Here is a 12,802-nt window from a genome sequence, read left to right as displayed (position 1 = left end):
GTGCAGTTGAGGAACAATCGTCTTCAGACTGTGCCTGCACAGGCAGATCCTGAAAGATACCGAATGCGATTCAGGACTTCTGGTGTTGTGTGATCAGGCTGCGGCGGTCTTATCTCAATCACCAACGAAGATTTCGCCGGTTTCCTGACTAACATTGTCAATGCACTCAGACGGGCTGCGAAAATATGGACTCAATCGATTATCTGGTAATTGCTGTTTATTTCATCGGGATGGCAGGAATTGGCATCTGGGCTATGAGTCGCGTGAAGGGTCAGGAGGATTTCTTCATGGGCGGTCGCTCATTCGGCAAACTGCTGCAAACGTTTGCGGCGTTTGGTGCAGGCACCGGATCGAGCGATCCGATCAACACCGGACGTGCAACGTTCGTCGGCGGAATGAGCGGTATGTGGAGCGTGATGTTCTGGCTGTTCGTCACACCGTTTTACTGGATCACAGGCGTTTGGTATCGACGAATGCGGCACCTGACGCTGGGTGACTGGTATGTTGAACGATATGAGTCACGCGGACTCGGGGCAGCTTACAGTGTTTTTGGTGTCATGTTCTTCATGATCTACGGATCGATGTTCTTCTCGGCTCTCGCCAAGACAGCCGCGCCTATGATCGGTGATACCGTCGCCCTGTTCGACAATCAGTATGAGTTGCAGTATGTGCTGATTCCCGTGGTGGCCATTGTGGTCGTGGTTTACGGAATGGCGGGGGGACTGGCCGCCGCGTATTTTACCGATTTGGTCCAGGGTCTGTGCATCATCGGTCTGTCGGTGATGCTGATTCCCATTGGCCTGAACCGACTGGCGGAAAACGCCGACCTGAATCCTGAAGGCAAGGACGGCTTCCAGGTCATGCACGATCAACTGCCCGAATCATTTTTCGACGTTATCAGCTCCAGCGCCGCAGAGTTCTCAGTGTACTACCTGGTCGCCATCGTGCTGGCGAACCTCACAGGCATCGTAGTGCAGCCGCACTTCATCGCCACGGGAGGCGGTTCCGCCAAATCCGAATTTGATGCACGGGTTGGACTGGTCATCGGTAATTTTCTGAAGCGATTCTGTACGGTGGGCTGGGTACTGACGGCACTGATTGCAGCAACACTGTATGCCGACGTGCCCGAATTAATCAACGACCCGGACCGGACGTGGGGCTACGCCTCAATGCAGTTACTGGGACCGGGCTTCCGCGGTCTGATGCTGGCATGTCTGCTGGCGGCACTGATGAGCAGCGTTGACGCATATATGATTGTCGGCGCCGGCCTGATCGTGCGCAATCTGTACGTGCCGTTTGTTAATCCGCACGCTGATGAACGTCAGTGTCTGTGGGCAGGTCGACTCATCGGTGTGATCGTCGTCGCGGGCTCAGTCATTTTTTCCCTGAAGTTCTACGACATGCTCGGCCAGTTGAAACTGACATTCTGGTTTCCGCTAGTCTTCGCCGCTCCGTTTTGGGTGGGTATGTACTGGCGGCGAGCCACCAGCGCCGCCGCATGGATTACCGTTACCTACTGCTTGCTGTTCTTCTTCATCGTGCCCTACTTCGGACCGATGATTTTCAACGGTCTGCGTGATAACCAGGACCTGATGACCCGTACGCCACACATACGAACGATCTCACAGGAACTTGTCTCAAAGTCCATACTGCGACAAAAGCTGACTGCCGCCGAAATCAGCTGGAATGAAGACAAAGAAGGACTCGAGGGTGATGCACTGATCGCCCACGAACAATTGAAGCCTCAGCAAATATCGGCGGACAGAATTTTGGTTCCCGGTGAAGACGGTATGCAGGAAATCCAGGCCGAAGTGACCCGCACGACCAGCGAGAAGGTTACTACGAGTGTCAGTATCTATTGGGACAAAATTGTTCCGTCGGATTCCAGTGTCCGGCCGCAGGTTGTCAAAACCGAGCAGATTGATGAATTCACCCGTTGCGAAACTTTGGAATATCCCGCTGATACAGATTTCCGCGGACAGGGCAGCCTGAAACTGAACCTGCTGTTGTACCGGCCATTCGGACTTGATCTGGGCAGCCAGTCTTCGTCAACCTTGAGTGCACTGGAGCTGGTTCCCAAGATCGTTATGCCGTTTTTGGTCATGATCGTGTTTAGTATGATCACACCACGAAACAGCCGGGAAGCACTGGATCGTTATTATGTGAAAATGAAAACCCCGGCGAATTCGAACCCTGAGCTCGATAAAGCAGAAGTCGAGAAAAGTTACGCGGAACCTTCACGGTTTGATCACAGAAAGCTGTTTCCAGGAACCGATCTGGAATTTCAACGCCCAGGAATTGTTGACGCAGGTGGGTTCATCCTCTCTTTCATCATATGTTTTGGAATTATCGGTCTTGTGCTGTTCGTAGCGCAAATGGGTACTCAGGGCTGAGTATTCAAACCTGCGTGAGCATCGGACATTCGGACTGCCCCGCCGCCGAAGAGACTGGGATTCTGTCGCAGCAACGGCGAGAGACCGGATATCAATCGTATGGTTTGGTGAGATGACCAGCTCAGATCAGTCATCGGAATCGGGAAAGCTGGTTACAATTAAGTCGTTCGCGATGGAAATCATCCCAGGATTAAAAGGAAGACCATGAAGGGCAACGACAAAGTCCTCGAAGCACTCAACGCTGGACTGACCATTGAGCTGACTGCCATCAATCAGTATTTCGTGCAGTCCAAAATGTGCAAGGACTGGGGCTTCCATAAACTGGCTACCCACCACTATGCAGAATCCATCGAAGAGATGAAACATGCGGAGTATCTGATTGACCGTATTCTGTTTTTGGAAGGGGTTCCGGAGATTGCACGATACGACGTGATCCGTGTTGGTTCGAACGTCAAAGAACAACTGGAAAATGATCTGCTGCTCGAAGTCAACGCCGTCAAGACTTACAATGGAGGCGTGCAGCTGGCGGCCGAGGTTGGTGACGCCGGCAGCAAGGAGATTATGGAGCGGATCGTGGTGGAATCCGAAGAGAGTGTCGACTGGCTGGAGACTCAACTTCACCAGATCGCAACCATCGGTTCAGAACTTTATCTGGCGGGCCAGACTGGCGAAGAGCCTGCGAGTGAATAACGCTTTTTTGATACTGTCAGGTAACTGTTAAGGTTTGTGAGACAGTCACTCCACTGATCAGCTCCGATCATTACGAACCCACGTAAACAGATCGGTGGTAACGCCATAATCCTGCGGCAGTACTCAACAGGAACTCCGGGATGCAAAGCTGGAATTCATCTCCTGAGAAATAGTCACCGTCTGAACGGTGGTTTTCCGGAGAACAGCAATGATACGGCGGTGACACGCTGTGCAGCCGCTGCCGGCTGCCGTCATGGCTTTCACATCGGCAAGTGTACGACATCCGCCCGAGACACCCGCCACGCCAATTTCGCGTTCGGTAATGCCAAGACAGTGACAAACAACCTGGTTTGAGGACTTCTCTTCGAGCAACATCTCAAACTTGCCTGCATCTCCAATTCCTAGTCTCAACACCCATGCTGAGACTCAGTCTCATTAGTTTCGGGGATACGTGATACATGTCAACAAATATTGTGAGGATTTTTTCGATTCCGGGTTTGTGAGGTCGGTGAACTGCGGTTTGCGCGCAGTTCACCACGGTTATTGAAATTGAAGAGGTCGTGGACACCCATTTAGCTTTGGCTTGACATGTGTGCGCTGAACGGCTGTGAGAAAGCAGCCCGTACAGTCGCGGCAAAGCAGAAATCAGTCACATACACTGCCTGGTTAGAATCTGAATTCCCGCGATTATTCAGTCACAAAGCAGGTTCAATACCTGAATTTGCCCCATGGGTCCGACAACGGAGGTTGAGATGCCGGGCTTCTGTCTGCCGATTTCGTTCGGTTATTCCGGCATTTACCATGGAGGAATGAAGTCGGCCGTTAACAGGGATTGTCGCAGGGTTTGCACAGAATTCACAGAAGTAGACAATGCAATCTCGTGTCCTATGCCTCGTGCAACGTGGTTTCGCAAGACATAAAGAAAGCCTGGGGGATGTCTGTTCGCATTGGTTTAATAGTTACTGTGTGCTTTATTCCGTCCACGCATACATTTGTTCACGCGGATGACGTTCCTCAGTCCTTTGCCCTTCCTCAATCGGATGACGGCCTTCCAGGCACGGGGCCGATTCGGCGCTACGACTGGTTTCGGAAATTGTGGAAGAGTCGCCGCACCGCGTTTGCCGGAGAAATTTCAAAAAAACAGGGGGCCGTGGTCTTTCTGGGTGACTCGATCACCCAGGGATGGGGGCCCACATTCAAAGATCATTTCCCGGGCCTCAATGCTGCCAATCGAGGAATCAGTGGCGATACAACGCGCGGTATGCTGATACGTCTGAACCAGGATGTCCTTTCATTGAATCCCTCTGCCGTCGTGATCCTGATGGGCACCAATGACCTGGAAGAAGGTGCGTCTCCCGAGACAATTTCAGGTAACGTCGAATTGATCATTGCGGCATTGAAGAAACACAGTGCAACAATGCCGATTGTGCTTTGCCGTGTTTTCCCGTCGTCAGCAAACCTGAAACGTCCGGCCACCGCTATTCAAAAGCTGAACGAGCTGAATGAAACAGCTGTCAGAGGTGATGCTCAGATCACGGTTCTGGATACGTGGACACTGTTTGCCAATGAACATGGTGATGCGAACCAAACCGAATTTCCAGACCTGTTGCATCCCAACCAGGCTGGTTATGCCATGTGGGCCAAAGCGTTGGTTCCAATCTTCGCCACACTGGGCTACCTGGAAACGAAACCCGACGACTTTCAAATCGAGTCCGGATTCCGCAGTTTGTTCAATGGTAGAGACCTGACGGGCTGGGGCTTTCGTCCAAAGGAACATGAACCTCAGTATTTTAGCTCGTCGTCAACTCCGGATGGTCGTTATGTGGCATTGAACGACCGGCTGATCGTCACCACACCCGCTGAAGGTCGGCGTTTCCAGCAATTGTGGACGAAAGAAGAATTCACGGGTGACTTCACACTGAAACTGGAATTCCGTGCAACACCTAATGCAGACAGCGGGGTCTTCATCCGCAAACCGCAGCTGCAGTGTCGAGACTACGTACTGGCCGGTCCGTACACGGAACTAAAAAAGTATCGCCAGCAGGACTGGAATGAGCTGGTGGTTGTGGTCAACGACAACGTGGCTCACTGCACCTGCAATGGAGAAATTCTGGAAGCCGAATTCAGGCTTCCGGAATCCGGTCCGATCGGTCTGGAAGGTGACCGCGGACAAATGGAATATCGCCGAATCCGAATTCGGAAGGACTAAATCCTTTCGAACAGATTCACTCCGGCTGCTGAGACTGACCGACGGGCTGAATCGTTCCGACGGGAGCGCCGACTCCTCCCAAACGATTCACAAGATTGCCTGTGCGCGATATCGTTGGGAACTTGTCTTCTGTGCACTGAATCTGAGGAGAATGCCGTTCGCCATGATTGTCACTAATACTGAAACCGTAGCCGGGTATGACATCGTTGCAATCTGCGGGCTGGTACAGGGAAATACGGTGCGAGCCAAACATGCCGGCCGTGACATTGCCGCCAGCTTTAAGAACCTGGTTGGTGGTGAATTGAAGGGATATACAGAACTACTGACAGAATCACGCCGTGAAGCCATGCAGCGCATGCTGGCTCAGGCACAGCAGCTGGGCGCGAATGCAGTGGTCAACGTACGTTTCACCACGAGTGCCGTCACTGCCGGTGCTGCAGAACTGTATGCCTACGGCACAGCCGTCAGTCTTGAGCAGTCTGTCTAAGCTCAATGTCACTCTGTTCCATGTATCCGTCATGCTGATGCCGTCATCACGGCCAGGCGTCCCGGATAAGACGACGCAAAAAGAAAGTTCGGACCGGATTCCTGAGGAGGAAATGTCATGATCCCCTTGGTTATTAATCTTCTCATTTTTGTAGTGCCGTTCGTCGTCTTTGGACTCGTCATCGGACGGACCGTAGAGAAACGACATTTTCGGCGGCTGGACGCATTTGATGCGGCGAACGATGGATTTCTGATTACTCAGATCAAATCGTTCCCCATGGCAAAGCACGTGGAACCTGCACCGTCACTCGTTGTGGCCGAAGTCGTCATCGCCAGTGATTATCTCAAGAGCTGGTTTGCAAACTGGCGTAAGCTGTTTGGTGGTGAGGTTCGGTCATTTCAATCCCTGCAGACGCGTGCCAGACGCGAGGCTGTTGCACGTCTCAGACAAACCGCCATCGATCAGGGATTTAACGCGATCTGCAACGTCCGAATCGAATCGGCCGATGTTGGAGGCTCCACCGTGCAGCGACGGGTCCCCATGGCCGCAGTGATTGCCACGGCGACTGCTTACCACACGAGCGACACCGAATGACACCGCCGGAGAAAAAATTAAACAGCGGGTCGGACAACAGGGCCGATCTGACCGGGTCACCGTTCCGCCAGCCACATGCGGAGCCACATCATGAGAAGTCAGGTAAAGATACTTCTGTGTTCGCTGAACCGTGGATGGAAGACATTCTGCATCCACAGGACAAGAATGATCCCGGTCCGGTTCTGCCATTGTCGGATCATGTTCCCGAAGATCAGTCCGTGTGGGATGAACCCGGACTTTCGTCTGCTCTGGCCGGAGAAATACCCCCGGATGCTGTGACCTGGTATCGCTGGTACAGAAAAAATGTTGACGAATCATCAGGGCTGTCCAGCTGGCTGGTAACACTTGTGGTTGTTCTGACCAGCGGCTTCTTTGCCGTGATCGGCACATTTGCAGCTCAGTCCGTTTCCGGCAGTGCCCTGATTGCCGTCACGGTGATCGGTCCAACGACCGAAGAAATTATGAAGATTGCTCTAACCCTCTGGATAGTCGAAAAGCGTCCATGGTTGTATCGCAACGGTATACAGATTCTGCTGTGCGCGCTGGCGTCCGGAGCGGCCTTTGCTGCAGTAGAAAATATTATCTATCTGAAAGTCTATGTCCCTGATCCGCCTCCTGGACTGGCAGAATGGCGATGGACCGTTTGTGTCCTGCTGCATTCAGGTTGTTCGACAATTTCCGGAATTGGAGTCTGGAAGATCTGGAGACGACTTCAACAACAGCAACGAGCCCCGATGCTGGCCGATGGCGCCAGCTGGATCTTTGCTGCCATCATTGTTCATGGCACATACAATGGAACTGTGACACTGATGGAGCTCAGTGGATTCGGTTTCTGATCCTGTTTCGGAATGCCCGGGACTTCACTGGCTGCGACAAAACTAGTTCTCGTTTGACTTCTTCCATTTTACCTGGAGTCATTCGCGACACGAATCATACTGGGGCCACGCGAACCCTGTGTGCAACGATAGATTCGGACGGGGGAAATCATCACAAAACCAGTCAGGCTTCAATATCCGATTAAATCCCGTCCGAAACCGATCAATCCAGACGCAAGTGTATAAACCCGACCCTTCCGGACGCTTTGACGCGTCTGTGTTTTGCTTCATCTGGTCTCCGTCAGGTCGTTTTGCACCGGCTGCCGGAAAAAGCCGGTGGAGCTGACCTGCCTGCAAGTTACGGGCGTTCGGTGTGTCAGAACTCCGTTCGTTACTCTGAACACACAACTAGAACGGTATGATTCTGCATCAAATGGTGTTCATTCCGTAAACATCACCACAAACACGGTTCTTCCACCAAACAGACTCGGAATCCGAATTGCGTGGCGATGCCCTGTCGGACGGTTAAAATCGCCTGTGCAGTGATCATTAACCGGTGGAGCGAAATATGGTCGACAAAGTATATCTGGCGGCCGATCTGGGTGCTGAAAGTGGTCGGGTCATGTCCGGCAGCTTCGACGGATCGACCATCTCGCTGCGGGAACATCATCGATTCCCGAACGGCCCCGTGAATCTCGGCGGGACACTGCGGTGGAATCTCACGGGACTGTGGTCAGAAATTCAGCAGGGCCTCAGCAAAGCGGCGTCTCAACTGAATGGAACCGCCGTCTCGGTTGGTGTCGATACGTGGGGTGTGGACTTCGTCTTGCTGAATCGGAACGATGAGCTGTTGGGTCAGCCGTGGCATTACCGCGATGCTCGCACGGACGGCATGATGGAAAAGGCGTTCAGCCGGGTTTCCCGGGCTGAAATCTTCGCCGCCACCGGACTACAGTTCATGAATCTCAATTCACTGTATCAGCTCCTGGCAATGTGTGAACGAGATCCGGAGTTCGTCGCACAAGCCCGAAAATTTTTGATGGTGCCGGACTACTTTCATTGGTGTCTGAGCGGGAGCCGAGTGGTTGAATTCACCAATGCCACAACCAGCCAGATGCTGAACGCGGAATCTCGCAGCTGGGCGATCGACATGTTGCGTCGATTTGAGATACCTACAGAAATGTTTCCTGAAGTAGTACTGCCCGGCACGAATCTCGGAACACTTCGCGGTGAAGTTGCTGACACCACCGGACTTGGAAAAGTCAATGTAATCGCTCCTGCCACACACGACACGGGCGCCGCGGTGGCTGCGATTCCAACGACACAGACAGGCCATGCCAACTGGGCCTATATCAGCAGTGGCACCTGGTCACTGATGGGAGTCGAGACGCAGAATGCGATTCTCAGCTCAAAGGCGCTGGAACGCAATGTTACGAATGAGGGCGGAGTCGACGGAACCTGGCGACTGCTTAAGAACATCATGGGCCTGTGGCTGGTGCAACGATGTCGTCTGGCATTTGCACAACGTGGTCGTGATTACGACTATGGTGAACTGGCGCAACTGGCGGCCGACGCACCGCCATTCCGATCACTTGTTGATCCTGATCGACCCGAATTTCTGGATCCCTCGGATATGACAACCGCTATTGCAGATGAGTGTCGCCGAACGGAACAACCAGTACCGGAAACGGAAGGGCAGTTCATACGATGTTCACTGGAGAGTCTGGCGTTTAAGTACCGGATGGTCCTCGGCTGGCTCGAAGAACTGACCGACGTTCCGGTGACTGTGATTCATATTGTCGGTGGCGGAACTCAAAACCGATTGCTGAATCAATTCACGGCCGATTCCTGTGGTCGACCTGTGGTCACCGGTCCGGTGGAAGCAACCGCACTCGGAAATGTGCTGATCCAGGCGCGTGCAGCAGGAGATTTAGCAACATTGGCAGACATTCGGGCGGTGGTTCAACGCTCTGAAAAAATAGAAGAGGTCACACCCGGTAATACAACGGTCTGGGATGATGCCTGGGACCGTTTCCAAAATGTTTGCAGGTAGCCGATGTCAACAGCCCTGTGAACAGATGGAATCTGTTGTTTTGAGCGGAGGCAGTCGTAACCGCCTGAATGGCGTAACGTATTCGATTCACACGGGAGTTACGGCAATTCTGGGACATTCCGGTGCGACGACCGGAATGCACACGGGTGGTCTTCAGCTTCAACTGTCGGATATGGAGCCTCCGGACTCGATTGCAGCGGTGGAAAGGACGTTTCCCTCTCCACCGGAAAGGAGCCGGTTCCACCTAATAAACCCCGGCAATAAAAACTCATTCGTACGGACTGTCAGGATCATTGACCCGGCGATCGTGTTTCACACTCTTATACCTGTTGACCGCACGTTGGTTTGTTTTACGGACAACACCGCAACTGCTACAGCGCAGAGACAGCCGTGATTCTCCGGTTGCAGGCTTCTCAAGAAGGCACTCCTGTGGCTGATTCCGCTATCCATAAACCGAACAGCCTGTTCACCTGTCAGCCTCAGGCTCTTTGGCTACGTTCCCTGCTGCTGGCCTGGCTTTCGTCAGCCGCCAGGGCGGCGGACGAGTCACTGGTTACTGTTGAAAACAAAATAGGGGCATTCGACGATCGCGTACCGACGGGACAGTTTAATCCGGTTTCGTTCCTGGTTGACAACCGCTCCAAAGACCCCATTTTTAAGCAGGCATGGCGCTCTGTTGATACGCTGATCAATGAAGTCCTGTCTCCTGTGCCGGTTTCACCTGCAGGCTCAGATCATAACAGGCCGCTTCCTGGCCATTGCGGACGTACAATCGTCCGCGGTTGACGACCGGGTGGTTCCATGTTTTGCCTTCAATCGCCTGAAAGGCAGACACCTCTGTCATTGTTTCGGGTGTGACTTCCACCAGCACGACTCTGCCGGATTCAGTCAATACCAGCAGGTCGTCACCTACCATTACGATCTGACCAAAACGGTAGCGCCCGCGCTTCCATGTTTTTTGACCGATCGACAGGTCGAAACACGACAGAATTCCGTCATCAAGCCCGTACACATAGCCGTCCCGATAAATACCCCCGTTGAATTTCAACTGAAACCGGTCAGGTCTGGTCCACTGCGGTTCGACCTGCCAGTTGTCGCCACTGCGAGTCACACTGAGCAGGGCGCTGCCGCCTCCGTACCCGCTGCTGATAAACACACTTTTGTCCGGCAGCACGATCGGCTGGGCGATATTCAGCCTGGTCATATTTGTCCAGGGAAATGACCACAGTTTTTTCCCTGAGTCTGCGGCGTGAGCCCACAAACCTGTGGAACAGTAGATAAGAACCTGCGGGACACCGTCCAGCTCCGCAATCTGCGGCGACGCATACGTTGCCCGGTCGCCGGCACCGGACCAGCGTTGTTCTCCGGTTAAACAGTCGTAGGCAATCACTGCCGCCGTCTTTCCGCCAGGATTCACAATCACAACGTCTTCATAAATCAGGGGTGATCCGGCCATTCCCCATTCGATAAGCCGAGTACCCGCATCTTCGATGATATTCCGGGTCCAGTGACAATCGCCGGTAACCGGATCCAGACAATTCAGAATTCCGGTCGCACCCAGTGCATACAGACGCGAAGAATGAATCGTTGGTGTTGCCCGCGGTCCCGCTCCACTGGCTGCATCCGAAAATCGAGCGCGGTCTGTGTGCAGCCAGATTTGTTTTCCGGTTGCAGCGTCATAGCAAACAACCGCTTCGTCCTCGCCTCGCTGTTCCTGTGTAAATGCCCGTTGACCCACAATGGCAAACGACGACCACCCGGGACCAACGGGATGACGCCACAACACTGCCGGAGGCTTCTCATCCCAGTCGCGGCGAATCGTGACATTTCTCACGATCTGATCCTGACGGATTCCTCCAAATCCTGGCCAGTCATCCGACGTGATTTCAAGTCTTTCTGAAACGGTGAACGATGCAGACTCCCCGGATTCCGACTTGAAATATTGCACGGCATGTTCTTCGGCGGTCGGAAAAAATCGAAGTCCAAAGTGCGGAACAAAATTGCCCGACTGTCCTTCCCAGCGGAACACGCCCACAAACAACAACGCACCGAATGCAACGATCCCCAGCCCCCTGAATCGGGTCTTCCAGCAAACACCGGAAAGGAACGTCCACCATAACAGCATCAGCAGACAACCAAACGTCCACGGAATCACTGTCCCCAGTGAGCGACGTGAAAGATGATCACCTGCCCACTGCAGACCTGCAAGATGTCCGCTTGCTGTGGCGACCACGATGATGAATGCAATTCCCCGGTGACGGATTCCTGTGTTCCGCCGGGAACCGGTTGCTGTTTGGCCAGACGAACCGAAATACGGTTCGCCTGGCAGTTCCTGCTCGCTGCCATTCGGGACGGGGTGATCGTCTGTCATAAGTCCACCGAATATCGAACGTGAGAAAAATACAGTCTACTCACCCAACTGTCGACACAGCACCCGTCAAGGCCATTTCATCGCATACCGCCCTCATCTAAGCTCACGGATCTGAACCTCTGATGTCGACGAGGAACGGTATTGTAGAATTGTAGACCGAAAAGAGCCCACCATGAAAACTGCCATCACGGAACTGTTTGGTATTCAACATCCGATCATTCAGGGGGGCATGCATTATGTCGGGTTCGCAGAACTGGCTGCTGCTGTCTCAAACGCCGGTGGCCTGGGAATCATTACAGGACTGACTCAGAAAACGCCCCGGGAACTGACCGCGGAAATTGCTCGTTGTCATGAATTGACCGACAAACCGTTCGGAGTGAACCTCACATTCCTGCCAACCGTAACCGCCCCGGATTACCCGGGCTACATCGATGCGATCATCGACGGAGGAGTCCGAATCGTCGAAACGGCGGGCCGGAACCCACAGGAACATCTTCCAAAGTTAAAGGCTGCCGGGTGTAAGATCATTCACAAATGCACTTCCGTACGGCATTCGCTGAAAGCTCAGGCCATTGGCTGCGATGTGGTCTCCGTGGACGGATTCGAATGCGGAGGCCATCCCGGCGAAGACGACATCCCGAATATGATTCTACTGCCCCGGGCAGCAGACGAGCTGGACATTCCGTTTGTCGCATCAGGCGGTATGGCAGATGCCCGTTCACTGGTGGCATCGCTGGCAATGGGTGCTGATGGTATGAATATGGGAACCCGCTTCATTGCCACGCAGGAAGCCCCGGTCCATGAGAATGTGAAACAGGCAATTCTGGCTGCCACGGAGCTGGACACGCGGCTGGTGATGCGACCGCTGCGTAACACAGAACGGGTATTGAACAACGCCGCTGTCGAGCGACTTCTGGACAAAGAAAGGGAGCTCGGAACCGACCTGAAAATTGAACATATCATGGATGAGGTTGCAGGGGTTTATCCCAGGATTATGCAGGATGGAAACATGGACGCCGGCGCCTGGTCCTGCGGCATGGTGGCCGGTCTCATCAACGACATTCCTACCTGCGACGAACTGATCCGCCGAATCATGGGGGAAGCCGAAGCGTTGATTCTGCAGCGACTCAACGGCGTCATTGAATAGCTGAACCGTGCTGTCGTTCACATCTGTGAACGACACTCTGTTG

The 12,802-nt window shown here is 53.4% G+C and carries 10 protein-coding genes; 8 read left to right on the top strand and 2 right to left on the bottom strand.

Annotation, left to right across the window (positions count from 1 at the left end; all coding sequences use genetic code 11):
• The first annotated feature begins 185 nt into the window (after window positions 1-185).
• Complete coding sequence (locus MK110_00680; protein MCH2209788.1) at window positions 186-2,393, top strand: sodium:solute symporter family protein; 2,208 nt, start codon at window positions 186-188, stop codon at window positions 2,391-2,393.
• Between the two features lie 204 nt (window positions 2,394-2,597).
• Window positions 2,598-3,083, top strand: a complete 486-nt coding sequence (gene bfr, locus MK110_00675; GenBank protein MCH2209787.1) for a bacterioferritin — start codon at window positions 2,598-2,600, stop codon at window positions 3,081-3,083.
• A gap of 123 nt (window positions 3,084-3,206) precedes the next feature.
• On the opposite strand, the gene MK110_00670 is transcribed toward bfr, so the two are convergent.
• Window positions 3,207-3,494: a (2Fe-2S)-binding protein gene (locus tag MK110_00670; GenBank protein ID MCH2209786.1), complete on the bottom strand. Its 288-nt coding sequence runs from the start codon at window positions 3,492-3,494 to the stop codon at window positions 3,207-3,209.
• 523 nt (window positions 3,495-4,017) lie between these two features.
• Between MK110_00670 and MK110_00665 the strand changes: the two genes are divergently transcribed.
• The 5 genes from MK110_00665 (at window position 4,018) to MK110_00645 (ending at window position 9,241) form a co-directional block, all read left to right on the top strand.
• The gene (locus MK110_00665; protein ID MCH2209785.1) at window positions 4,018-5,292 is read left to right on the top strand and encodes a GDSL-type esterase/lipase family protein; all 1,275 of its coding nucleotides are present in this window, start codon (window positions 4,018-4,020) and stop codon (window positions 5,290-5,292) included.
• A 151-nt stretch (window positions 5,293-5,443) separates the two neighbouring features.
• Window positions 5,444-5,779, top strand: coding sequence for a heavy metal-binding domain-containing protein (locus MK110_00660; GenBank protein ID MCH2209784.1), 336 nt, complete (start codon window positions 5,444-5,446; stop codon window positions 5,777-5,779).
• Between the two features lie 117 nt (window positions 5,780-5,896).
• Window positions 5,897-6,373, top strand: coding sequence for a YbjQ family protein (locus MK110_00655; protein MCH2209783.1), 477 nt, complete (start codon window positions 5,897-5,899; stop codon window positions 6,371-6,373).
• 116 nt (window positions 6,374-6,489) lie between these two features.
• Complete coding sequence (locus MK110_00650; GenBank protein ID MCH2209782.1) at window positions 6,490-7,209, top strand: PrsW family glutamic-type intramembrane protease; 720 nt, start codon at window positions 6,490-6,492, stop codon at window positions 7,207-7,209.
• A 547-nt stretch (window positions 7,210-7,756) separates the two neighbouring features.
• On the top strand, window positions 7,757-9,241 hold the full coding sequence (locus tag MK110_00645; GenBank protein ID MCH2209781.1) for a rhamnulokinase: 1,485 nt from the start codon (window positions 7,757-7,759) through the stop codon (window positions 9,239-9,241).
• 688 nt (window positions 9,242-9,929) lie between these two features.
• On the opposite strand, the gene MK110_00640 is transcribed toward MK110_00645, so the two are convergent.
• Complete coding sequence (locus tag MK110_00640; protein ID MCH2209780.1) at window positions 9,930-11,612, bottom strand: PQQ-like beta-propeller repeat protein; 1,683 nt, start codon at window positions 11,610-11,612, stop codon at window positions 9,930-9,932.
• A 172-nt stretch (window positions 11,613-11,784) separates the two neighbouring features.
• Between MK110_00640 and MK110_00635 the strand changes: the two genes are divergently transcribed.
• Entirely contained in the window at window positions 11,785-12,759 is a 975-nt protein-coding gene (locus tag MK110_00635; GenBank protein ID MCH2209779.1) for a nitronate monooxygenase family protein, read from the top strand.
• Window positions 12,760-12,802 lie beyond the last annotated feature (43 nt).

This window comes from Fuerstiella sp., from assembly GCA_022447225.1.
Taxonomy (GTDB): domain Bacteria; phylum Planctomycetota; class Planctomycetia; order Planctomycetales; family Planctomycetaceae; genus S139-18.
The sequence above is the reverse complement of the archived record's forward strand: the minus strand, read 5'-3'. Positions and strand labels throughout refer to the sequence as shown.

Bases quoted from the DNA above. Each gene is read 5' to 3' on its own strand.
- MK110_00680 (MCH2209788.1), top strand. From the start codon at position 186: ATGGACTCAATCGATTATCTGGTAATTGCTGTTTATTTCATCGGGATG.
- bfr (MCH2209787.1), top strand. From the start codon at position 2,598: ATGAAGGGCAACGACAAAGTCCTCGAAGCACTCAACGCTGGACTGACC.
- MK110_00665 (MCH2209785.1), top strand. From the start codon at position 4,018: ATGTCTGTTCGCATTGGTTTAATAGTTACTGTGTGCTTTATTCCGTCC.
- MK110_00660 (MCH2209784.1), top strand. From the start codon at position 5,444: ATGCCGTTCGCCATGATTGTCACTAATACTGAAACCGTAGCCGGGTAT.
- MK110_00655 (MCH2209783.1), top strand. From the start codon at position 5,897: ATGATCCCCTTGGTTATTAATCTTCTCATTTTTGTAGTGCCGTTCGTC.
- MK110_00645 (MCH2209781.1), top strand. From the start codon at position 7,757: ATGGTCGACAAAGTATATCTGGCGGCCGATCTGGGTGCTGAAAGTGGT.
- MK110_00640 (MCH2209780.1), bottom strand. From the start codon at position 11,612: ATGACAGACGATCACCCCGTCCCGAATGGCAGCGAGCAGGAACTGCCA.
- MK110_00635 (MCH2209779.1), top strand. From the start codon at position 11,785: ATGAAAACTGCCATCACGGAACTGTTTGGTATTCAACATCCGATCATT.